This window comes from Microbacterium aurantiacum (assembly GCF_021654035.1).
GTDB classification, from domain to species: domain Bacteria; phylum Actinomycetota; class Actinomycetes; order Actinomycetales; family Microbacteriaceae; genus Microbacterium; species Microbacterium aurantiacum.
In genome coordinates this window covers 90809-113173 of sequence record NZ_JAJPDW010000004.1, presented here as the reverse complement: position 1 = coordinate 113173, position 22365 = coordinate 90809, and the positions used below count along the sequence as shown (strand labels likewise).

18 protein-coding genes are annotated in these 22365 nt (G+C 69.7%); 13 read left to right on the top strand and 5 right to left on the bottom strand.

Going from position 1 to position 22365, the window contains the following annotated elements:
• Nucleotides 1–52: 52 nt before the first annotated feature.
• Complete coding sequence (locus LTL01_RS10435; RefSeq protein WP_236968508.1) at nucleotides 53–430, top strand: hypothetical protein; 378 nt, start codon at nucleotides 53–55, stop codon at nucleotides 428–430.
• Nucleotides 431–514: 84 nt separating this feature from the next.
• The gene (locus LTL01_RS10430) at nucleotides 515–1294 is read left to right on the top strand and encodes an isocitrate lyase/PEP mutase family protein (RefSeq protein ID WP_053547311.1); all 780 of its coding nucleotides are present in this window, start codon (nucleotides 515–517) and stop codon (nucleotides 1292–1294) included.
• Nucleotides 1295–1312: 18 nt separating this feature from the next.
• Here LTL01_RS10430 and LTL01_RS10425 read toward each other — a convergent pair whose 3' ends face one another.
• Together LTL01_RS10425 and LTL01_RS10420 are read right to left on the bottom strand one after the other, a co-directional pair.
• Complete coding sequence (locus tag LTL01_RS10425) at nucleotides 1313–1480, bottom strand: methionine/alanine import family NSS transporter small subunit (RefSeq protein ID WP_082334635.1); 168 nt, start codon at nucleotides 1478–1480, stop codon at nucleotides 1313–1315.
• Entirely contained in the window at nucleotides 1477–3087 is a 1611-nt protein-coding gene (locus LTL01_RS10420; RefSeq protein ID WP_236968507.1) for a sodium-dependent transporter, read from the bottom strand. The genes LTL01_RS10425 and LTL01_RS10420 overlap by 4 nt, the downstream gene beginning before the upstream one ends.
• 354 nt (nucleotides 3088–3441) lie before the next feature.
• Between LTL01_RS10420 and rpsA the strand changes: the two genes are divergently transcribed.
• The gene (gene rpsA / locus LTL01_RS10415) at nucleotides 3442–4896 is read left to right on the top strand and encodes a 30S ribosomal protein S1 (RefSeq protein ID WP_053547313.1); all 1455 of its coding nucleotides are present in this window, start codon (nucleotides 3442–3444) and stop codon (nucleotides 4894–4896) included.
• Between the two features lie 60 nt (nucleotides 4897–4956).
• Here the strand turns inward: rpsA and LTL01_RS10410 are convergent, their stop codons facing one another.
• A complete protein-coding gene (locus LTL01_RS10410; RefSeq protein WP_236968506.1) occupies nucleotides 4957–5934 on the bottom strand; it encodes an FUSC family protein in 978 nt (325 codons plus the stop codon).
• A gap of 62 nt (nucleotides 5935–5996) precedes the next feature.
• Between LTL01_RS10410 and LTL01_RS10405 the strand changes: the two genes are divergently transcribed.
• From LTL01_RS10405 to LTL01_RS10390, 4 genes are all read left to right on the top strand, one after another.
• Nucleotides 5997–7580 carry an MFS transporter gene (locus LTL01_RS10405; RefSeq protein WP_236968505.1) on the top strand — a complete coding sequence of 528 codons (1584 nt, stop codon included), beginning with the start codon at nucleotides 5997–5999 and terminating at the stop codon, nucleotides 7578–7580.
• A complete protein-coding gene (locus LTL01_RS10400; protein WP_236968504.1) occupies nucleotides 7577–8311 on the top strand; it encodes an aminoglycoside 3'-phosphotransferase in 735 nt (244 codons plus the stop codon). The genes LTL01_RS10405 and LTL01_RS10400 overlap by 4 nt, the downstream gene beginning before the upstream one ends.
• 64 nt (nucleotides 8312–8375) lie before the next feature.
• Nucleotides 8376–10043, top strand: a complete 1668-nt coding sequence (locus LTL01_RS10395) for a sensor histidine kinase (RefSeq protein ID WP_236968503.1) — start codon at nucleotides 8376–8378, stop codon at nucleotides 10041–10043.
• A complete protein-coding gene (locus tag LTL01_RS10390) occupies nucleotides 10040–11221 on the top strand; it encodes a hypothetical protein (protein ID WP_236968502.1) in 1182 nt (393 codons plus the stop codon). Before LTL01_RS10395 ends, LTL01_RS10390 begins: the two co-directional genes overlap by 4 nt.
• Here LTL01_RS10390 and LTL01_RS10385 read toward each other — a convergent pair.
• Nucleotides 11212–11952, bottom strand: a complete 741-nt coding sequence (locus LTL01_RS10385) for a response regulator transcription factor (RefSeq protein ID WP_236968501.1) — start codon at nucleotides 11950–11952, stop codon at nucleotides 11212–11214. The two genes, LTL01_RS10390 and LTL01_RS10385, sit on opposite strands and share 10 nt — an antisense overlap.
• 109 nt (nucleotides 11953–12061) lie before the next feature.
• Here LTL01_RS10385 and coaE point away from each other — a divergent pair, with 109 nt between their 5' ends.
• Nucleotides 12062–12679, top strand: a complete 618-nt coding sequence (gene coaE / locus LTL01_RS10380; protein WP_236968500.1) for a dephospho-CoA kinase — start codon at nucleotides 12062–12064, stop codon at nucleotides 12677–12679.
• On the opposite strand, the gene LTL01_RS10375 is transcribed toward coaE, so the two are convergent.
• The gene (locus LTL01_RS10375) at nucleotides 12622–13251 is read right to left on the bottom strand and encodes a DUF4126 domain-containing protein (RefSeq protein ID WP_236968499.1); all 630 of its coding nucleotides are present in this window, start codon (nucleotides 13249–13251) and stop codon (nucleotides 12622–12624) included. The genes coaE and LTL01_RS10375 overlap by 58 nt on opposite strands.
• A gap of 98 nt (nucleotides 13252–13349) precedes the next feature.
• On the opposite strand from LTL01_RS10375, the gene uvrB reads away from it, so the two are divergent.
• From uvrB to whiA, 5 genes are all read left to right on the top strand, one after another.
• Nucleotides 13350–15431: an excinuclease ABC subunit UvrB gene (gene uvrB / locus LTL01_RS10370; protein ID WP_236968498.1), complete on the top strand. Its 2082-nt coding sequence runs from the start codon at nucleotides 13350–13352 to the stop codon at nucleotides 15429–15431.
• 70 nt (nucleotides 15432–15501) lie between these two features.
• A complete protein-coding gene (uvrA, locus tag LTL01_RS10365) occupies nucleotides 15502–18402 on the top strand; it encodes an excinuclease ABC subunit UvrA (RefSeq protein WP_236968497.1) in 2901 nt (966 codons plus the stop codon).
• Nucleotide 18403: 1 nt separating this feature from the next.
• Nucleotides 18404–20311, top strand: coding sequence for an excinuclease ABC subunit UvrC (gene uvrC / locus LTL01_RS10360; RefSeq protein WP_236968496.1), 1908 nt, complete (start codon nucleotides 18404–18406; stop codon nucleotides 20309–20311).
• Between the two features lie 31 nt (nucleotides 20312–20342).
• A complete protein-coding gene (gene rapZ, locus LTL01_RS10355) occupies nucleotides 20343–21224 on the top strand; it encodes an RNase adapter RapZ (RefSeq protein WP_236968495.1) in 882 nt (293 codons plus the stop codon).
• A gap of 73 nt (nucleotides 21225–21297) precedes the next feature.
• Entirely contained in the window at nucleotides 21298–22275 is a 978-nt protein-coding gene (whiA, locus tag LTL01_RS10350; RefSeq protein WP_053547324.1) for a DNA-binding protein WhiA, read from the top strand.
• Nucleotides 22276–22365: the final 90 nt, after the last annotated feature.

The following is a 22365-nucleotide window of genomic DNA, read 5'->3' as shown; positions in this document are numbered from 1 at the left end:
GGACGCCGCGCGTCGCTTCCCTCGCCGTCACCCGCGGTGCCATGCTGAGCGCATGCGAATCTCGAGAGTCCTGACGGCTTCGGTCGTGGCGGTCGGTCTGTTCTCCCTCGCGGCCTGCGCGCAGCAGGAACCCGCTCCCACACCCGTGATCGCGCCGGTCACCCTCGACGTCGGGGACCTCCAGGGGCAGACGGTCGATCTGGTCGTCGGCCAGGTGCTGAACATCAACACCGGCGACCTCGCGGTCGACAGCTACAGCGGCGAAGTGTCCGACCCCGCGGTGGCGGAGTTCACGGCCGGTCGCGAGGAGGGCGGCACGGTGTTCAACCCCGGCGTCACGGCGCTCGCCGAGGGCTCGACCACGGTGGTGCTGGAGAATTCCGACGGCGGCATCCAGCCGGTGACCTTCACCGTGGACGTCTCGGGCTGACCTCCTGCGGGGCCGCATCCTCGCCGCGAGCGGCGTCGGACGCAAGCCCCGGTCCCCGGTCGGGGCGGTCATTAGCGTGAGCGCATGACCACTTCACAGGACAAAGCCCGTACGCTCGCCGACCTGCACCGCGCCCCGGAGATCCTCCGCGTGGTGAACGTCTGGGACGCCGTCTCCGCGGCGACCGTGGCGGCCCTGCCGGAGACGCGCGCGCTCGCGACCGCGGGTCATTCGATCGCGGCGACGTTCGGGTACCCGGACGGCGAGAACATCCCCCGCGACCTCATGCTCGACATGGTCGCGCGCATCGTCGAGACCGCCGGGGCCCTGCCCGTCAGTGCAGACCTCGATGCCGGCTTCGGCGACCCCGGCGAGACGGCGCGGCGCGCGATCGGTGTCGGCGTGGTCGGCGCCAACATGGAGGACCGCCTCCGGCCCCTGGCGGACTCCGTGCGCGCGGTCGAAGCGGTGATCGCAGCCGGTGCGGCGGAGGGTGTGCCCTTCGTGCTGAACGCGCGTACCGACGCGTTCGTGCGGGGCGGCGACCGACCGGTGCGCGAGTCGATCGACGACGCCGTGACGCGGGGCCGCGCCTATTTGGACGCCGGCGCCGATCTGGTGTTCGTCCCCGGCGTCCTGTCGGCCGATGTCACCCGCGCACTCGTCGACGGCATCGGTGAGCGCAAGGTCAGCGTGATCGGACTGCCGGGTGCGCTGACGGCGGGGGAGTACGAGGCCCTCGGGGTGGCGCGCATCTCCTACGGCCCCATGACCCAGCGCGTCGCGCTGACGGCGCTGCAGGATGTCGCGTCCGAGCTCTATTCCGACGGAGTCGTCCCCGAGGGCACGCGCGCACTCAACTGAGGCGCGGGTGCGGCCGGGTCATGTGTCGCGCTCGACGGGCCCGGCATCCTCGCGATGGTCGTCGGTGCCCCCGGCGGGGAACTCGGCCCGCTCCGGCTGCCGCGCGAGGAAGAGCACGCTCGCGATGAGTCCGCCCCAGACGACGACGATGGCGAGGACGAGGAAGGTGATGGCGATGGGGGTCATCGTGCGTCCTTTCGGCGGGCGAGGAGGGTCGTCGCGGAGGCCTCGTCGACCGGAGGCCACGCGGTGAAGTCATCGGGCCGCCTCTTCCACGGCACGAGCGGCAGGACGACGGCGGCGACGACCAGGAGGAGGACGGTGCCCCATCCGACCACGGCGAGGTATTCGCCGGGGTACCCCTCGTAGCCGTCGATGAGGAGCGCGATGATCCGCGTCACCAGCATGTAGGTGAGGACGACCGGCGCCAGTCCTCCGACCAGGAACACCCAGACCCTGCCGACCCGGAACGTCGAGACGGCGTTGAGGTGGAACCGCAGCTCCCCGCCCTTGCGCAGCACCCAGATGACGAGCACGGACGTGGCGATCGCGGACGCGACGATGCCGATGTTGTTCGCCCAGTGGTCGGTGGTGTCCAGCGCGATGAGGCCGGTCGTGGTGGAGAACAGCAGGATCGAGAGGATCGCCGAGACCACGCCGAGCGTCACCGCGGCGCGCCGCGGCGACATCCCCGTCTTCTCCTGGATGGCCGCCGACACGACCTGGAGGACCGACAGGAGCGACGTGAACCCGGCCATCACCAGCGAGCCGAAGAACAGCGCTCCGAAGATCGGACCGCCCGGCATCTGCGACACGATCGCGGGGAAGGTGATGAAGGACAGTCCGACGCCCGTGAGGCCCTCGAGGTCTGCGACCGAGACGTTCTGCTCGAACGCGAAGAACCCGAGCGTGGCGAAGACGCCGATGCCCGCGAGGATCTCGAACGAGGAGTTCGAGAAGGCCACGACGAGACCCGGCCCGGTGAGGTTCGCGCGGCGGCGGCGGTAGGACGCGTACGTGATCATGATGCCGAAGGCGATCGACAGCGAGAAGAAGATCTGGCTGTAGGCGGCGATCCACACATCGGGGTTCGCCAGCGCCGCCCAGTCGGGCGTGAACAGCGCGTTGAGTCCGTCGGCGGCGCCGTCGAGGAACAGCGCCCGCACCACCAGGATGAGGAAGGCGACCACCAGCAGTGGCAGGAAGATGACGTTCGCCCGCTGAATGCCCTTGGCGACGCCGGCGGCGAGGACCGCGATGACGACGACCCACACGATCGCGAGCGGGATGAGGACGCCGGGGACGAATTCGAGGCTGAAGCCGGGGTCGCCCACCTGGAGATACTCGTTGATCAGGAAGGCCTGCGGGTCATCGCCCCAGCGCAGATCGAACGAGAAGACGAAGAAGCTCGCCGCCCACGCGATGACCGCCGTGTAGTAGAGGCCGATGACGAAGGCGATGGCGACCTGGAACCACCCCAGTCCCTCGAGCCATCGGCCGTGTCGCGGGCCCCCGAGCCGGCGGAACGCCGTGGGCGCGGCCCCGCGGAAGCGATGGCCGATCGCGTAGTCGAGGAAGAGGATCGGGATGCCGGCGGTGATCAGCGCGACGAGGTACGGGATGAGGAACGCCCCACCGCCGTTCTCGTAGGCGACGCCGGGGAAGCGCCAGATGTTGCCGAGGCCGACGGCGGAGCCGATCGCGGCGAGGATGAACCCGAGCTGGCCGGTCCATTCCTCCCGGGGCCGCTCCACGGCGTCGGGGGCGGAGGTTCCACGGGCTGCTGAACTCATGAGTACCGTCCTTCGCTGGTGGCTCGGCTGCGTCGCACGCTATCAGGGTGACGGTGTCGGACACAGGAGATCCGGCGGAAACAGGACGATGTCGCCCGAGTCCGCCTGTTCCGGCACGGTCGCCGGTCCTCGGCGCATGCGCGGGCGCGGGATCGCGCACGGAGCGGGCTCTCTGATAGCCTGAAGTGTCATTCTCAGGACGCGCTTCGGCGTGCCCGCCGCCCTCGGGCGGGAGAACGACGCGTACGACCCCATCCACCCGGCCACGGCGAGGGCATCCGCCTGCCTCCGGCATCCGGAGAGAACCACTCCGTCGGGCCCCGATACCCCAACCATCCAAGGACAACCCACTACATGACTACCGCAACGACCGCCCCGGCCATCAAGCAGGTCGCGATCAACGACATCGGATCTGCCGAAGACTTCCTGGCCGCGGTCGAAAAGACCCTGAAGTTCTTCAACGACGGCGACCTCATCGAAGGCACCGTGGTGAAGATCGACCGCGACGAGGTCCTCCTCGACGTCGGATACAAGACCGAGGGTGTCATCCCCTCTCGCGAGCTCTCCATCAAGCACGACGTCGACCCCAACGAGGTCGTCAAGGTCGGCGACGAGGTCGAGGCGCTGGTCCTCCAGAAGGAGGACAAGGAAGGCCGCCTCATCCTGTCGAAGAAGCGTGCGCAGTACGAGCGCGCGTGGGGCGACGTGGAGAAGATCAAGGAGACCGACGGTGTCGTCACCGGTCAGGTCATCGAGGTCGTCAAGGGTGGCCTCATCGTCGACATCGGCCTGCGCGGCTTCCTGCCCGCCTCGCTGATCGAGCTCCGTCGTGTCCGCGACCTCACGCCGTACCTCGGCCAGGAGATCGAAGCGAAGATCCTCGAGCTCGACAAGAACCGCAACAACGTCGTGCTCTCGCGCCGCGCCCTGCTCGAGCAGACGCAGTCCGAGTCGCGCACCACGTTCCTCAACAACCTCCACAAGGGTCAGGTCCGCAAGGGCACGGTCTCCTCGATCGTCAACTTCGGTGCGTTCGTCGACCTCGGTGGCGTCGACGGTCTCGTCCACGTCTCGGAGCTCTCGTGGAAGCACATCGAGCACGCGTCCGAGGTCGTCGAGGTCGGCCAGGAAGTCACCGTCGAGATCCTCGAGGTGGACCTCGACCGCGAGCGCGTGTCGCTCTCGCTGAAGGCCACCCAGGAAGACCCGTGGCAGGTGTTCGCCCGTACCCACGCGATCGGTCAGGTCGCGCCGGGCAAGGTCACCAAGCTCGTCCCCTTCGGTGCGTTCGTCCGCGTCGCCGACGGCATCGAGGGTCTGGTCCACATCTCCGAGCTCTCCGGCAAGCACGTCGAGCTCGCTGAGCAGGTCGTTTCGGTCGGCGAAGAGGTCTTCGTCAAGATCATCGACATCGACCTCGAGCGTCGCCGCATCTCGCTGTCGCTCAAGCAGGCCAACGAGTCGGTCGACCCCAACGGCACCGAGTTCGACCCGGCCCTGTACGGCATGGTCACGGAGTACGACGAGAACGGCGAGTACAAGTACCCCGAGGGCTTCGACCCCGAGACCAACGCCTGGCTCGAAGGATTCGACGAGCAGCGCGAGAAGTGGGAGCAGGAGTACGCTGCGGCCCACGCGCGCTGGGAGGCCCACAAGGCTGCCGTCGCCAAGGCCCTCGAGGCCGAGGCCGAGGCCGTCGCGACCGCCGGCGTCGGCGGCTCGTCGTTCGCGTCCGAGAGCAGCTCCGTCGGCACCCTCGCCGACGACGAGGCCCTCGCCGCCCTGCGCGAGAAGCTCTCCGGCCGCTGAGTCGAGACACTCTGACGGTCGACGGGCCGGAATCCTTCGGGGTTCCGGCCCGTCGCCGTTTCATCCGGCGCGCGGTTGCCGTCGTGGCGGCGGGAGGACGCGGAGGAGCACGACCGCGGCCCCGGTGACGGCGGCGGCGAGCAGCGTGAACACGACGCGCTCGAGGTCCCCCCGCAGCAGGTCGTCGCGGTCGAAGGTGAGCATCACCACCGTGATGGTCACGGCCGTCGCCGATGCCCAGTAGGCGGCGCCGCGGACCGTGAGGACGACGTTGGCGGCGAGCGCGATGAGTCCGAGCGCCACTGGCGCGACGGCGGTGGGGAGGATCAGCGCCAGCCCGGCGGCCACCGCTCCGCCGATCAGCGTTCCCAGCACACGCGCGCCCAGCTTCGACCACAACCGGTCGCGTGTGGGCTGCAGGATGACGGCGACGGTGAGGACCGTCCACCAGGCGTTCGAATCGGGGAATGCCCACAGGCTCACGAGCGTGAACCCACCCGCGAGCACGGCGAGCAGGACGCTGTAGGGCACCGTGGGGGTGGGCAGCTCGGGCCGTGGGAGCGTGTGGCCGCGGAGGGCGACGGACAGCACCGCGGCGATCCACCCGCTCGTTGCGCCCACCACGAGGGCGACGAAGACCGGTCCCGCCCACGCGCCGATGTCGTCGACGGGCGTCGAGACAGGCGTGATCAGAAGGAGAGCCGCGAGGGTGACGACCATCCCGCCCGAGGCGGTGAGGCCGTACCGGGGGAGGGCGCTGGTCGCGAGGGAGGCGATCACCACGAGCGCCGTGCCGACGATCGGCACCGCATCGCCCGTCAGCGTGGCGAGTCCCGCGAGCAGGGCGACGAGCGTCGACGACACCGCCATGCGCCACATCGCCGGCGTCCCGCGCCGGACGGACCCCGCGGTCGCGATCACCCCCAGGACGCTCGCCCCCAGCGCACTCGAGAGGGGGGTGGCTGCGACCGCGATCAGCGGCGTGAGCACCGCGCCGACGAGGACGGCGAGCCGCGCGGGACCGATGGGAAGAGCCACGAGGCGATCCTGGCAGAGGCGCGACCGACACGGGGGCTACCCGCCTCGCTAGGGTGGGGCGCGTGAGTTCACCCGCCTCGCCGACGGCTCCCGCCGAAGCGCCCCCGCGCCCCCGCCTCGTGCTGACCGCGCTCATCCTGGGAGCGCTGGTGTGCAACATCAACCTCGCAGCGGCCAACATCGCCCTCCCGGACATCGGCGACGCGTTCGGTGCGGGGCAGACGGCACTCAACCTCGTCGCGGTGGGATGCTCGCTGGGGCTCGCGATGTCGGTGCTCTACCTCGGGGCCGTGGCCGACCGCTACGGACGCAAGCAGCTGCTCGTCCTCGGGCTGGCGCTGACCGTGGTGGTGAGCTTCTTCGCCGCCTTCGCCGCCTCGATCGAGATGCTCGTGGTCGCACGGATCTTCACGGGCATCGCCGCGGGGATGGCGTATCCCGTGACGCTCTCGCTCATCACCGCTCTCTGGGCACCGGGCCGCCAGCGCACGCTCGCGATCGCCCTGTGGTCGGCGGTGTCCGCGACGGCGACGGTCATCGGCTCGGTCCTGGCCGGCATCCTCCTCCTCTGGTTCTGGTGGGGCGCGGCGTTCTTCCTCGCGGTGCCCTTCGCGGTGGCCGCGCTGGTGCTGGTCGTGCTGTTCGTGCCCTCCCACGTGGCGGAGAACTCCGACCGCGTCGACCACCTCGGCGGGGTGCTGTCCGTCTTCATGGTCGCGTGTCTCGTCCTGGGGCTGTCCACGGTCTTCGTCCCCACGACGGCGACGTTCGGGCTGATCCTCCTCGTCAGCGGCGCCGTGCTCCTCCTCCTCTTCGGGTGGCGTCAGCGGCGGGCGCGCTCCCCGCTGTACGACCTGCGCATCGCGCGGCGACGGATGTTCTGGGCTCCGGCCACCGGGGGTCTCATCGTGTTCGGCTCCCTCATGGGGGCCATGTTCGTCGGGCAGCAGTTCCAGCAGAACATCCTCGGGTATTCGACCCTCGACGCGTCGCTGTCGATCATCCCCGCAGGCGTCGGTCTGCTGCTCGTCGCGCCCCACTCGGCCCGTCTGGTGCTCGCCCGGGGGTCGCGTTTCACGATGCTGCTCGGATACGGCTTCGTTCTGCTCGGGTTCATCACGATGCTCTTCTGGAACACCACCACCCCGTTCTGGTGGGTGAGCGTGGCCTATCTCGTCATCGGGATCGGGGCCGGATTCGCCATGACCCCCGCTTCCCGGGCCATCACCGAATCCACGCCGGTCCGACGCGTCGGGATGGCGTCCGCCACGGCGGACCTGCAGCGGGATCTCGGCGGCTCGATCATGCAGGGCGTGCTCGGGGCGATCCTGGCCGCGGGCTTCGCCCGTTCCTTCGGCACCCTCATCGCCGGTTCGGACGAAGCGGACAGCATCAGCGCTCAGGTGGTCGCCGCCCTGCAGGCCTCCTATGCCTCGGCGATGCACGTGGCCGAGCAGTACCCGCAGTACAGGGATCAGATCGTCCAGGCGGCGCAGCAGAGTCTCGTGGACGGCGCCATCGCGGCGTACGCGGTCGGTGCCATCGCCATCGCGCTCGGCGCGGTGGTGGTGGGGATCTTCCTGCCGCGGAAAGAGCGCGAGCTCGCGCTGGTCGCGGAATACGAGCAGGAGGATGCCGGCCGATGAGCATTCCGGCGCATCCGGTCGACATCCCCGATCGGGTGCGCGCGCTCGTGCCCGGCGTGGACCTGAGCGCGGTGTGGCTCAACGACGCCGGCGGCGTGACGTTCCGGGGTGCGGGCGAGGACGACGTCGTGTTCGTCAAGCTGCAGCCCCGCGGCGGCGAGACCTCCGTGGCGGCGGAGGTCGATCGCCTCCGCTGGGCATCCTCGTTCACCGCCGTGCCCGAGGTGCGCTCCTGGGGTGGGGATGCCACGCACGAATGGCTCGTGACGACGGGCATGGCGGGGGAGAGCGCGGTCTCCGAGCGGGGGACCCGTGCGCCGCAACGGACGGTCCGCGCGATCGGCGCGGGGCTCCGGCAATGGCATGAACGGTTGCCGGTGGATGCATGCCCCTTCACGTGGGAGGTGCCCGCGCGGATCGGAGCGGCACGGGCGCGGGGGATCCGGGTGCCCGCGGCGTTGCACGATGCGCCGGCCGTGGAACGTCTGGTCGTCTGTCACGGTGACGCCTGCGCCCCCAACACGCTGATCGACGCGGACGGCCGGTGGGTGGGCCACGTCGACGTCGGTGCGTCGGGCCGGGCGGACCGGTGGGCCGACATCGCCGTGGCCGTCATGAGTCTGGAATGGAACTTCGGTCCGGGATGGGACGCGGAGTTCTTCGCCGCCTACGGGATCGAACCCGATCCGGTTCGACAGGCCTTCTACCGCGCGCTGTGGAACGCGACATGAGAGAGGGGCGTGTCGCGGCGTCATTCGTCCGCACGGCACCCGCGGCATCCATTAGCGTCCTGATATGACCCGGCGTGCAACCGGGCCGGCGACTCCCCGCATCGGCCGGCCCGTCGGGGCTCGCTCCCCACGAGCCGCATCCGACGCGAGCGACCTCGCGCGCGATCGCGCGGTCCTGTTGAACCAGATCCTGCTCACCGCCGTCGTCTTCATCGTCGCCGGGCTCGCCGTCGTCGGATCCTTCGCCGGCGATGCCGCGCTCTTCTTCCTGGGCGTCGTCCTGGTGTTCGCCGTCGCGGGAGCCACCCTGTTGGTCCCGTGGAATCGACTGCATCCGGTCTGGGTCGCCGTCGTCCCCGCGCTGGACGGCGTGGCGATCACCCTCATGCAGTTCGCGGCTCCCGGAACGACCCTCGGTCTGCTGTGGGTGTTCCCGGCGACCTGGCTCGCCGCGTCGTTCGGCCTCGTCGGGCTGTGGAGCGTGATCGCCGCGATGGTCGGCGTCAACGTTCTGGTGTTCCTCTCGACAGGGGACCCGCTGGGCGCCATGACCGTCCTGGTCCCCGTCGTCCTCGTCGCCGTCGCGGTCGGCAGCCACGTGGCCGCCTCGAGGAGCACGGCGCAGCGGAACCTGCTCGTCAAGCAGTCGGACCTGCTCCGGCGACTCCTGGAGACGACCCGCCTGCAGGAGCAGACGGTCACCGAGGTCTTGGATGCGGTCGACTTCGGCGTGATCCGGGTCGGCAGGGACGGACGTGTGGCGGTGACGAACGACGCGCACGCGCGCCTCCAGCGGGCCGTGGGCGGGGAGGGGACGGCCCCTGCTTTCCGCGACGACGGGGTCACCCCGCTCCCCGACGACGAGCGTCCGCTCGAGCGGGCGTTGCGCGGCGAGGGTTTCGACGATGCCGTCGCCTGGTTCGGCTCCGATCCGGCCACCCGTCGCGCGCTCAGCATCACCGCGCGTCGCCTCGTCGATGACACGGGAGCGGATGCCGGTGTCGTCGTGGTGTCGCGGGATGTGACGACGGAACTGCTCGCGTTGCGCGCGAGGGATGAACTGGTCGCATCCGTGTCGCACGAGCTGCGGACGCCGCTCACGTCCATCATCGGCTACCTCGATCTCGCCATCGACGCACCCGCGACGCCGACGGATGTCCGTCGCGACCTGCAGGTCGCCGAGCGCAACGCGGAACGGCTCCTGCTGATCGTCGGCGACATCCTCGCCGCCTCGAGCAGCGCCGCAACCGCGGCGACCTCCGTCGAACCGAGGATGGTCGCGGTGCAGGACATCGTCGCCGCATCGGCCCAGGCCCTCCGCCCGCGCGCGGACGCGCGCGGTGTCCTCGTCCACCTCGACGAGGTCCGCCCCGCGACCGGCTGGGCTGACCCCGATCGCCTGCGCCAGGTGGTGGACAACCTCGTCGCCAACGCCGTGACGTACAACCGCGAGGGGGGTCACGTCCACCTGGCGACCGCGATGGACGCGGGCTGGACCCGCATCGTGGTCCGCGACACCGGGCAGGGGATGTCCGAGGACGAGTGCGCGCGTCTGTTCCAGCGGTACTACCGCGCCGGGGCGCAGGTGACGGGGACGGGACTGGGCCTCGCCATCAGCCGCGACATCGTCCGTCAGCTCGGCGGCGAGATCACCGTGACGAGCGCGGTCGGCGTGGGATCCACCTTCGTCGTCAAGGTCCCCGAGGCCGAACCCTCCGAGAGGCTGTCATGACCCTCGATCTCCTCAGCGTCCTGATCATCTCCAGCGTCGTGGTCAATGTCAGCGGGGTCGTCTTCATCGTCGAGACACTCCTCCGGCGCGACGACGGGGCGGGGCGGGTGTGGGCGCTGGGGTTCCTCGCCGCGATGCTCACGACCCTGGCCTACGTGCTGTGGGCGCGCTCGGGGACGGAGCTGTGGGCGCTCGCCGCCGGGAACGCGACATTCGTGACGGCGACCGGCTGCATGTGGCTCGGATGCCGCCGGTTCAACGGCCGCCGCATCCGTCGAGACGGTCTCCTGGTCGTCGTGGGCGCCGGCGGCGCGGCCGTGGCCGTGCTGGTGGAGGGGTTTCCGGCGGGGGACTGGGCGGGCGCGGTCTGGATGTTCCTGGCGCTCACGGTGTTCTCCGCCGCCGCGGCCGCCGAGTGCCTGCGCGGCCTGCTCGGCGCGACGCGGTCGGCATGGGTGCTGGCCGTCGTCTTCGCGCTGCAGTGCGGGTTCTACATCGCCCGCACGGCGGCGTTCCTCTTCGCCGGGCCGGAGAGCGCGCTGTTCCAGGTGGCGTTCGGCTCGATCGCGCTCAGCTTCGGCACGGTGACCCTCACCGTCGTCGCCGTGGTGATCCTGTCCGTCCTGCGCGCCACGCGGGTACCTCTGGTCGATCAGACCCGGACGACGCTCTCGGACATCGCACGCGACGGGATCGTCTCCGACGCGGTGTTCACCGGCATGTGGACCGCGCTGTGCGTGCGGGCGCGCCAGCAGGGTGCGACGCTCGCGATCGTGGCGGTACGCATCGACGACCTCGGGCAGATGACGACGGCGTTCGGCGGGGATGTCACGGGTCTCGTCATCGACGAATGGCGACGCGGTGTCGCGGCATCCGTACCCGTCGGCGCGATCATCGGCGAGGACTCCCGGGCCGGGTTGCTGGTCGGGTGCGTCGTGGACGACGCCCGCGGCGCCCGCGAGGCGGCCACCGCCGTGTACCGGGGCGTGTTCGACCGGCTCGGAGCCGCGACGCACGGCATCATCCCGGTCGTGGGGGTGGGCGTGGCCGACAGCTCCGTGGTCGGATACGAGCCGCACGACCTGGTCGAGGCGGCGCGCGAGACCGCGCTCACCGCGGCGACCCGGGTGGACGCCGCGGTGATCTCCTTCGAGCCGCGCGACGCGGCTCAGGCCTGATCGGCCGTCAGCCGGTAGCCCACGCCCCGCACCGTCTCGATCCACCGCGGATCGGTCGGCGACTCCCCGAGCTTCCGCCGGAGGTTGGCGACGTGGACTTCGATCGCCCGCGCGTCGCTCTCGCTGACGAACTCACCGCCACCGGGTTCCTCACCGCGGAGCATCAGAGCGAGGTCGGATTTCGCCCGGACGCGGCGTCCCGATGCCAGGAGGTCGGCGAGGATGTCGAACTCGCTGCGCGTGAGCTCCAGGTCGCGCGCGTCGACGCTGGCGACCCGCATCGCGGGATTGAGTCGGAGACCGCGATGCTCGCGCCACTCGTCGCCGTCCTCGGTCTGCGCGCCGCCGCCGTCGACACGGTGGCGGGGGCGACGGAGCATGGCGTCGATGCGCGCGCGCAGCTCCCGCGGACGGAACGGCTTGGCGATGTAGTCATCGGCGCCCGCCTCGAGCCCCTGCAGTGCGTCGATCTCTTCCGTGCGCGCGCTGAGCATGACGATGTAGGTCGCGCTGAAGCTGCGGATGCGCTTCGTCGTCTCGAAGCCGTCCATACCGGGCATGTTGACGTCCAGAGTGGTCACCAGCGGATCGTGCTGACGGACCAGTTCGATGCCCTCCGCGCCGGTCGCGGCTTCGAACACGTCGAAACCGGCTTGCGAGAGGATCGTCGAGAGCAGGCCTCGAATATCGTCCTCGTCCTCGACGACGACGGCGACGCGGGTCGTATCCACAGCACACTCCCTCAGCGCCGCGCGAGGGTCCGGCGCCCGAACGTCGGTCAGGATATCCCAGATCGGCCCGTATCCGCGGCCGGCGACCGCGACATGACATGCTCGTCGCATGCCTCTTGTCGCGCTCACCGGGGGGATCGCCTCCGGCAAGTCCACGATCGCCGCTCGGCTGGCGGAGCACGGAGCGGAGATCGTCGACGCCGACCGGATCGTCCGCGACGTGCAGGCGCCGGGCTCACCCGTGCTGGTTCGCATCGTCGCCGCCTTCGGTGACGGGGTGGTCGCCCCCGACGGCACCCTCGATCGTGCCGCGCTCGGTGCGCTGGTGTTCGCCGACGACGATGCCCGCGCGCGTCTCAACGCGATCGTCCACCCGGCGGTGCGCGAGGAGTCCGCGCGCCGTTTCCGCACCGCGTTCGCGGCGGATCCCGAACGGGTGGTCGTCTACGACGTCCCGCTGCTGGCGGAAGCCCGATCGGACGATCCCTGGGATCTCGTCCTCGTCGCCGACGCGCCGGCGGACCTTCGCATCCGACGCATGGTCGAGCTCCGCGGCATGGACGAAGCGGATGCCGCGGCCCGCGTCGCCGCGCAGGTCGACGATGCGGCCCGCCGTGCTCTCGCCGACGTCGTCATCGACACCGGTGGCGACCTCGCGCATACCCTGCGTCAGGTGGACGCGGTGTGGGACGGCCTTCCGTCGCTCATCGCCGCCCGCCGACGCTGACGACGCCGGGCGCGCCGAACCCCCCACACCGCGGCCACGAGACCGGCCACGAGCAGCACGAAGCCGATGAACGGGGCAAGCAGGGCGAGGACGGACAGGGTGAGAGCCGACGCATCCTCGACCGAGGACACGAGCGGCGCGGCGATCCCCGCGGTCGCGGCGTTGGCGACCGGGCGTGACAGGGCCTTGAGGGCGTGGACGCCCAGGGCGATGGCGATGCCCAGGACGACAGGGATCCAGCCGCCGTCCGCCACGAGCGAGGCCGGGTCGTCGACGGCGAGCGACTCGGCGCCGGATCCGGCGCCGAAGACGACTCCGCCGGCCGCGGGGCGGATGAGGGTCTGCACGACGTCGTTGATCGAATCCACCGCGGGGATCTTGTCGGCCACGATCTCCAGGAGGAGGAGGATCCCGACGATCCAGAGCGCGACGTCGGAGGAGAGCCAGGACCAGGCGGCGGGGAGCTGGACCGCCGGCAGGAAGCGGTCCGCCAGCCCGAGGACGAGCAGCGGCATCCACGCGTTCAGCCCCGCCGCGGCGGCGAGGCTCGATCCGACCATGAACTCCAGCACGTCGCCAGCCTACGGAATACGGGCGCCGCCGCGTCCTCGCGCGTCCGCCTCCCGCGAACGGCCGACGGTGTGTCGGAGGCCGCGCCTACCCTGGAGAGGTGCAGACCACGCGATCCGTCCGGCCCTTCGAGGTCATCAGCGAGTACTCTCCGTCCGGCGACCAGCCCCACGCGATCGCCGAGCTCGCCGCGCGCATCAACGCGGGGGAGACCGACGTCGTCCTGCTGGGTGCGACCGGGACGGGCAAGTCGGCGACCACCGCCTGGCTCGTCGAGGCGGTCCAGCGGCCGACGCTCGTTCTGGCGCACAACAAGACGCTCGCCGCTCAGCTGGCCAACGAGTTCCGTGACCTCATGCCGAACAACGCGGTGGAGTACTTCGTCAGCTATTACGACTACTACCAGCCCGAGGCCTACGTGCCCCAGACGGACACGTTCATCGAGAAGGACTCCTCCATCAACGCCGAGGTGGAGCGCCTCCGCCACTCCACGACGAACTCCCTGCTGAGCCGGCGGGACGTCGTCGTGGTGAGCACCGTGTCGTGCATCTACGGACTGGGGGCTCCGGAGGAGTACCTGCGGGCCATGGTCGCGCTCCAGGTCGGCGAGGCGTACGACCGCGACGCGCTCATCCGCAAATTCATCTCCATGCAGTACAACCGCAACGACGTCGACTTCTCGCGCGGCAACTTCCGCGTCCGAGGCGACACGATCGAGATCATCCCCGTGTACGAGGAGTACGCGATCCGCATCGAGATGTTCGGCGATGAGATCGAGGCGCTGTACATGCTGCACCCGCTCACCGGCGATGTCGTGCAGAAGATGGATGCGGTGCCGATCTTCCCCGCCTCCCACTACGTCGCCGGAACCGACACGGTCCAGCGCGCGATCGGGACGATCGAGACCGAACTCGCCGATCGGCTGGGCGAGCTGGAGAAGCAGAACAAGCTGCTCGAGGCGCAGCGGCTGCGCATGCGCACCACCTTCGATCTGGAGATGCTGCAGCAGCTCGGGTTCTGCTCCGGCATCGAGAACTACTCGCGCCACCTCGACGGGCGCGCAGCCGGCGATCCGCCGCACACGCTGCTGGACTTCTTCCCCGACGACTTCCTGCTGGTCATCGACGAGTCCCACGTGACCGTGCCCCAGATCGGCGCGATGTACGAGGGCGACGCGTCTCGCAAGCGCACGCTCGTCGAGCACGGCTTCCGCCTGCCCTCGGCGATGGACAACCGCCCGCTGCGGTGGGACGAGTTCAAGAACCGGATCGGCCAGACCGTCTATCTGTCGGCGACGCCCGGTCGCTACGAGATGGGGATCGCCGACGGCGTCGTCGAGCAGATCATCCGACCCACGGGACTCGTCGACCCGCAGATCATCGTCAAGCCGTCCAAGGGGCAGATCGACGATCTGCTGGAGGAGATCCGACTGCGCGTCGAGCGCGACGAGCGCGTCCTCGTCACCACGCTGACCAAGAAGATGTCCGAGGAGCTCACGGACTTCCTCGCCGAGCACGGCGTGCGGGTGCGGTATCTGCACTCGGACGTCGACACCCTGCGGCGCGTCGAGCTGCTGAGCGAGCTCCGCGCGGGGGTGTACGACGTCCTGGTCGGCATCAACCTCCTTCGTGAGGGGCTCGACCTCCCGGAGGTGTCGCTGGTGTCGATCCTCGATGCCGACAAGGAGGGGTTCCTCCGCAGCGGAACCTCCCTCATCCAGACCATCGGACGCGCGGCGCGAAATGTCTCCGGCGAGGTGCACATGTACGCCGACAAGGTGACCGACTCGATGCGCAACGCCATCGACGAGACCGAACGCCGCCGCGAGAAGCAGATCGCCTACAACCTCGAGCACGGCATCGATCCGACCCCCCTGCGCAAGAAGATCGCCGACATCACCGATGCCCTCATCCGCGAGGGGGAGGACACCAAAGCGCTCCTCGGTCGGAAGGAGGCCGCGGCGTCCAAGAACGGGAAGGGCAAGAGCCCGACCCCGCGGCTGCGGCGTGAGGGGATCGCGGCGGAGGGGGCGACGCAGCTCGAGGCGACGATCGCGGATCTGTCCGACCAGATGCTCGCGGCGGCGTCCGAGCTCAAGTTCGAACTCGCCGCGCGTCTGCGCGACGAGGTGCAGGACCTGAAGAAGGAGCTGCGGGCGATGGAGCGGGCCGGCCACGCCTGAGTGCGTAGCGCTTCGCGGACAGCGAAGCCACCCCGGAGCCGGTGTCGGAGGCCGCGCCTACACTTGACGGGTGCCCATCGTCCCCGTCTCTTCCCATGCCCACCCGAGCGGAACTCTGTCCGTCCGAGGGGCCCGCGTCCACAACCTGAAGGACGTCGACCTCGAGATTCCGAGGGACTCGCTCGTGGTGTTCACGGGGCTTTCCGGTTCGGGAAAATCGAGTCTGGCCTTCGACACGATCTTCGCCGAGGGTCAGCGCCGATACGTCGAGTCGCTGAGCGCCTACGCGCGCCAGTTCCTCGGGCAGGTCGATCGTCCGGACGTCGACTTCATCGAGGGTCTCAGCCCCGCCGTGTCGATCGATCAGAAGTCGACGAACCGCAATCCGCGATCGACGGTCGGAACCATCACCGAGATCCACGACTACATGCGACTGCTGTGGGCCCGCATCGGCGTGCCCCACTGCCCGGATTGCGGCGCGCCGATCCAGCGCCAGACGGTGCAGCAGATCGCCGACCAGCTCATGGAGCTCCCCGATCGCACCCGCTACCAGATCGTCGCCCCGGTCGTGACGCAGAAGAAGGGGGAGTTCGTCGACCTCTTCAAGGAGCTCTCTGCGAAGGGGTACGCCCGTGCCGTCGTCGACGGGGACCTGATCCAACTGGCCGAGCCCCCCACGCTCAAGAAGAGCTACAAGCACGACATCGCCGTGGTCGTCGACCGTCTGGTCGCCGGTCCCGACATCCTGACGCGGATCACCGACTCTGTCGAGACGGCGCTGGGACTCGCGGGTGGCGTCATGCAGGTCAACTTCGTCGACGAAGAGGGTGACGACGCGTGGCAGTCGTTCTCCGAGAAGTTGGCCTGCCCCAACGGTCACCCGCTGCAGCTGACCGAGATCGAGCCCCGCACCTTCTCCTTCAACGCCCCCTTCGGTGCGTGTCCCGCGTGCTCCGGGCTCGGGACGCGGATGTCGGTGGATGTCGATCTCATGCTCGGCGATGAGGAACTGTCCATTCGCGAGGGGGTCATCATCCCCTGGACGACGCAGGGCAAGGGCCTCTTCCAGTACTACGAGCGTCTCCTCGAAGGACTCGCGGCCGACCTCGGGTTCTCGCTCGACACGCCGTGGCGGAAGCTCCCGCAGCAGGTGCGGGAAGCCGTCCTCCGCGGTGAGAACTACAAGGTCACGGTCAAGTGGAAGAACCGCTACGGCCGCGAGATGCGCTATTCGTCGGGCTTCGAGGGCGTCGTGCCGTACATCGAACGCCAATACCTGCAGGCCGAGTCCGACACCCAGCGGCAGCGGTGGGCGGACTTCCTCCGCGAGGTCCCCTGCCCGGTCTGCGACGGCGCCCGTCTGAAGCCCGAGGTGCTCGCCGTCCAGGTCCACGGACACTCCATCGCCGACGCCTCGCGTCTGAGCCTCGCCGACGCGCACGCCTTCTTCGCCGAGCTGGAACTGACCGACCGCGAGGCGAAGATCGCCGCGCAGGTCCTGCGCGAGATCCGACTGCGCCTCGACTTCCTCATCCAGGTCGGCCTGACCTACCTGAATCTCAGCCGTTCGGCCGGTTCGCTGTCCGGTGGCGAAGCGCAGCGCATCCGTCTGGCCACGCAGATCGGCTCGGGCCTGACCGGCGTTCTGTACGTTCTGGACGAACCGAGCATCGGTCTCCACCAACGCGACAACCGTCGACTCATCGAGACGCTCATCACGCTGCGCGATCTCGGCAACACCCTGATCGTCGTCGAACACGACGAGGAGACGATCCACGCCTCCGACTGGGTCGTCGACATCGGCCCGCGTGCCGGCGTCGACGGAGGAGAGGTCGTCCACTCCGGCCCCCTCGCGCAGATGCTCGAGGACCGGTCCTCGATCACGGGCGACTACCTCGCCGGGCGCCGTGCCATCCCCACACCGGCGAAGCGCCGACGCATCGACAAGAAGCGTCAGATCTCGGTGGTCGGCGCCCGCGAGAACAACCTCCGCAACGTGACGGCGGAGTTCCCCCTGGGCGTCCTCACCGCGGTGACCGGGGTGAGCGGCTCAGGGAAGTCCTCCCTCGTCAACGACGTGCTCTACCAGGTGCTCGCCGCTCGGCTCAACGGAGCCCGGACCGTCCCGGGTCGCCACACGCGCGTGACCGGACTCGACAACCTCGACAAGGTCGTGCACGTCGATCAGGCGCCGATCGGACGGACGCCGAGGTCGAATCCCGCGACGTACACCGGGGTGTTCGACCGGATCCGCACCCTCTTCAGCGAGACGCTCGAGGCGAAGGCGCGGGGGTACCAGCCCGGACGCTTCAGCTTCAACGTCAAGGGGGGTCGGTGCGAGGCGTGCTCGGGTGACGGCACGATCAAGATCGAGATGAACTTCCTCCCGGACGTCTACGTCGACTGCGAGGTCTGCCACGGCAAGCGGTACAACCGCGACACCCTGAGCGTCCACTACAAGGGGAAGAACATCGCCGAGGTCCTCGAGATGCCGATCTCCGAGGCGGCGGAGTTCTTCGAGCCGATCCAGGCCATCCACCGCTATCTCAAGACGCTCGTCGACGTGGGCCTCGGGTACGTCCGGCTCGGTCAGTCGGCCACGACGCTGTCGGGCGGGGAGGCGCAGCGCGTCAAGCTCGCCACCGAGTTGCAGCGTCGGTCCAACGGTCGCTCGATCTACGTGCTCGACGAGCCCACCACGGGCCTGCACTTCGAAGACGTCCGACGCCTCCTGGAGGTGCTCGGCGGGCTGGTCGACAAGGGCAACACGGTCATCGTGATCGAGCACAACCTCGACGTGATCAAGTCCGCGGACTGGATCATCGACATGGGCCCCGAGGGCGGCTCCGGCGGCGGACAGATCATCGCCACCGGCACGCCCGAGCAGGTCGCGCGCGTTGCTGAGAGCCACACCGGCCAATTCCTGGCCGAGGTCCTTCCGGGCGGCGCGGCGGTCCGTAAGGCGGGCTGACGTGGCGCGCGCCGAAACCGGGCGCGGCCGTGCGGCACCGACGGTGTCGTACAAGCCGCGTCCGGGTGAGATCCCGACGAACCCGGGTGTGTACCGCTTCCGCGATGCCGACGGCCGCGTGCTGTATGTGGGCAAGGCCAAGAACCTGCGGGCGCGGCTGTCGAACTACTTCGCGCCGCTGCACACCCTGCACGAACGCACGCGCCGGATGGTGCTCTCGGCGGCATCCGTCGAGTGGACAGTCGTGCCCACGGACGTCGACTCGCTGCAGCTGGAGTATCAGTGGATCAAGGAGTTCGATCCGCCCTTCAACGTCCGCTACCGCGACGACAAGTCCTACCCCTTCATGGCCGTGACTCTCGGCGACGAGGCACCGCGGGTGCTCGTCACCCGCAACCGCAAGATCCGCGGCGCGAAGTACTTCGGGCCCTATCCGAAGGTGTGGGCGGTCCACGAGACGATCGACCTGATGATCAAGGTCTTCCCGATCCGCACCTGCAGCGACGCGTCGTACAAGAAGGCGATGCAGTCGGGGCGCCCCTGCTTCCCGGGGCAGATCGGTCGCTGCGGCGGACCGTGCTCGGGGCGGGTGACGATCGAGGAGCATCGGGCCATCGTCGAGGACTTCGTGGCGTTCATGGCCGGGGGAGACCAGCGGTTCACCAAAGACCTGACCGCCCGGATGCGCGCGGCCGCGGCGGCGATGGACTACGAGGCGGCGGCCGTCTACCGCGACCGGCTGCAGGCGATCGACGCCGTGCTCAACAAGAGCGCGCTGGTGCTCGCGGAGGACACGGATGCCGACCTGTTCGGCATCGCCGAGGACGAGCTCGCCGCCGCCGTCCAGCATTTCGTCATCCGCGGCGGGCGCGTGCGGGGTGTGCGCGCGAGCACCATCGAGAAGGAACTCGACATCAGCGGCGCGGATCTCGTCGACCAGGTCATCCAGCGCACGTACGGCAACGCGTCGGGCGCCGACATCCCCCGGCAGGTCCTCGTCCCGGCGCTGCCGGAGGATGCCGCGGAGCTGACGGAGTGGCTGCGGGAGCGTCGCGGGAAGAACGTGTCGATCCAGGTGGCCCAGCGCGGCGGCAAAGCCGACCTCATGAAGACGGCGACCCTGAACGCGCAGCAGGCGCTGATGGTCCACAAGACCCGCCGAACGAGCGACTACGTCGCCCGCACGCGAGCGCTGACAGACCTGCAGGAGGCCCTCGGCCTCGAGGAGGCGCCGCTGCGTATCGAGTGCTTCGACGTCTCCCATTTGAGCGGCACCAACGTCGTCGCCTCCATGGTCGTCTTCGAGGACGGGCTTCCCCGCAAAGACCAGTACCGGTCGTTCTCGGTGGCGGAGACGACGGACGACACCGACTCGATCCACCAGGTGCTCACGCGCCGACTGGCCTATCTCGATCGACCCGAGCCGGACGCCGAGGTCGCGGGAGACGGGACCGCACCCAAGCGCCCGCGGTTCGCGTACCGGCCGCAGCTCCTGGTCGTCGACGGCGGGCAGCCTCAGGTGCAGGCGGCCGACCGCGCGCTCCGCGACGCCGGCCACGAGGAGATCGCGCTGTGCGGGATCGCCAAGCGACTCGAGGAGGTGTGGCTGCCGGGGGAGGAGTATCCGGTCATCCTCCCTCGCACCTCGGAAGCGCTGTATCTCCTGCAGCGCCTGCGCGACGAAGCGCATCGATTCGCGATCACCCACCAGCGCAAGCGTCGCCGACGGGACATCCAATCGGTACTGGCCGAGGTCCCCGGACTCGGTGACGCGCGGATCCGCGCCCTGCTCCGGCACTTCGGGTCGGTCACGGCGTTGCGGGGGGCGACCGAGGAGCAGATCGCGGAGCTCCCCGGCATCGGCCCGAAGCTCGCGGCATCGATTCGCGCGCATCTTTCCGGCGGATAGGCTGGGCGCAGCGACGACGGAGGTCAGATCCATGAGCGAGACCGAGCGCAGCGACACCGGTGAGGTGCTGATCGTCACCGGGATGTCCGGGGCGGGACGCTCGACGGCGGCGAACGCGCTCGAGGACCTCGGGTGGTACGTCGTGGACAACCTTCCGCCGCAGATGCTGCGGCCGCTCCTGGAGCTGACCAGCCTCGCCGGGGGCGTCCTCCCTCGTGTGGCGGTCGTGGTGGACGTGCGAGGACGCGATCTGTTCTCCGAACTCCCGGAAGCGCTGCGGGCACTCCGGGAGCGGCGGGAGATGCGGCTGATGTTCCTGGACGCCTCCGACGAAGCGCTGGTGCGCCGATTCGAGGCGGTCCGTCGGCCCCACCCGCTGCAGGGCGAGGGGACGATCGTCGACGGCATCCGCCGCGAGCGCGAACGACTGGCGGCGGTGCGGGAGAGTGCCGACGTCATCGTCGACACGACGCGGTACAACGTCCATCAGCTGGCCACGCGGGTCGTGGAGCTCTTCTCCGACGAAGGCGATGCACGCCACACCCTCACGATCCTCAGCTTCGGCTTCAAGTACGGTGTGCCCCCGGATGCCGACATGATCGCCGACATGCGGTTCCTCCCCAATCCCTTCTGGGACGAGTCGCTGCGCGCTCTGACCGGAGAGGACGCCGCAGTGCGCGACTACGTCCTCGGACAGCGGGGGGCCGTGGAATTCCTCGATGCGTACGCGGGTGCGCTGGCTCCGGTCCTCGCCGGCTACCAGCGTGAGAACAAGCGTCATTCGGTCATCGCCGTCGGCTGCACCGGAGGCAAGCACCGGTCGGTGGTGATGGCCCGACAGCTCGCTGAAAGACTCGAGACCCTTCCCGGTGTCGCCGTACGGGTACGGGATCGCGACCTCGGCCGCGAGTGAGGGCGGCGGCAGGATCGGGCGCGCGCGAGTAGGCTGGTCGATCGTCCCCCACCCCTGAACGACGAGGAGCCCCGTGTCGCTGACCGCCGATGTGAAGGCCGAGCTGATCACCGTGCGCGACCCGCGCCCGACGGCTCGGGTCGCCGAACTCACGTCGCTGCTGCGGTTCTCGGGAGGTCTGCACTCCATCGCGAACCGCGTCGCCGTCGAGGCGGAAGTGGACTCCGACGTGCTCGCCCGTCGCACCGCGCGCGACCTCATGGAGATCTACGGTGTGCGCCCGGAGCTGGTGCACGTCCAGGGGTCGGGCGGACGCGGGGGGAGCCACTACGCCGTCCGGGTGATCGAGGGCGGCGAGACGCTCGCCCGCCAGACAGGACTCCTCGATCAACGGCGGCGTCCGGTCCGCGGACTGCCCAACAAGCTCACCACCGGGAACAGGGGGGACTTGGCCGCGATCTGGCGGGGTGCCTTCCTGGCGGCCGGTGCGCTGAGCGAACCCGGTCGGTCGGCGGCGCTCGAGATCACCTGTCCGTCCTCCGAGGCCGCGATGGCGCTCGTCGGTGCGGCGCACCGTCTGGGCATCCCCGCCAAAGCGCGCGAAGTCCGCGGGGTGCCCCGTGTGGTCGTCCGGGAAGGGGAGGGCATCCGTTCCACCCTCGCCGCGATGGGTGCGCGCAAGGCCGCCGAGGAGTGGGACCAGATGCGTCAGCGGCGCGAGGTGCGCGCCGGCGTCAACCGTCTCGTCAACTTCGATGACGCCAATCTGCGCAGGTCCGCCCAGGCCGCCGTCGCCGCGTGCGCGCGTGTGGAGCGGGCCATGGAGATCCTCGGCGATGAGATCCCCGCGCATCTCCGACAGGCCGGAGACCTGCGACTCGCCCACCGTGACGCGTCCCTCGACGAGCTCGGCCACCACGCCGACCCTCCGCTGACGAAGGACGCCGTCGCGGGGCGCATCCGACGACTCCTGGCCATGGCCGACAAGAAGGCCGAGGCGGAGGGCATCCCGGGCACCGAGTCCGCCGTGCCCGCCGGCGTCGAGGACTGACGCATAAACCACGCTTCGGCGGGAAGCAAGTCCCGCCGTGCGCGGTTGGCGCTCAATAGGATGAACCCGTCACCCTCGCGGCGTCGAGGA

Coding starts and splice junctions, on each gene's coding strand:
- LTL01_RS10435 (WP_236968508.1), top strand. CDS start 53: ATGCGAATCTCGAGAGTCCTGACGGCTTCGGTCGTGGCGGTCGGTCTG.
- LTL01_RS10430 (WP_053547311.1), top strand. CDS start 515: ATGACCACTTCACAGGACAAAGCCCGTACGCTCGCCGACCTGCACCGC.
- LTL01_RS10425 (WP_082334635.1), bottom strand. CDS start 1,480: ATGACCCCCATCGCCATCACCTTCCTCGTCCTCGCCATCGTCGTCGTC.
- LTL01_RS10420 (WP_236968507.1), bottom strand. CDS start 3,087: ATGAGTTCAGCAGCCCGTGGAACCTCCGCCCCCGACGCCGTGGAGCGG.
- rpsA (WP_053547313.1), top strand. CDS start 3,442: ATGACTACCGCAACGACCGCCCCGGCCATCAAGCAGGTCGCGATCAAC.
- LTL01_RS10400 (WP_236968504.1), top strand. CDS start 7,577: ATGAGCATTCCGGCGCATCCGGTCGACATCCCCGATCGGGTGCGCGCG.
- LTL01_RS10395 (WP_236968503.1), top strand. CDS start 8,376: ATGACCCGGCGTGCAACCGGGCCGGCGACTCCCCGCATCGGCCGGCCC.
- LTL01_RS10390 (WP_236968502.1), top strand. CDS start 10,040: ATGACCCTCGATCTCCTCAGCGTCCTGATCATCTCCAGCGTCGTGGTC.
- coaE (WP_236968500.1), top strand. CDS start 12,062: ATGCCTCTTGTCGCGCTCACCGGGGGGATCGCCTCCGGCAAGTCCACG.
- rapZ (WP_236968495.1), top strand. CDS start 20,343: ATGAGCGAGACCGAGCGCAGCGACACCGGTGAGGTGCTGATCGTCACC.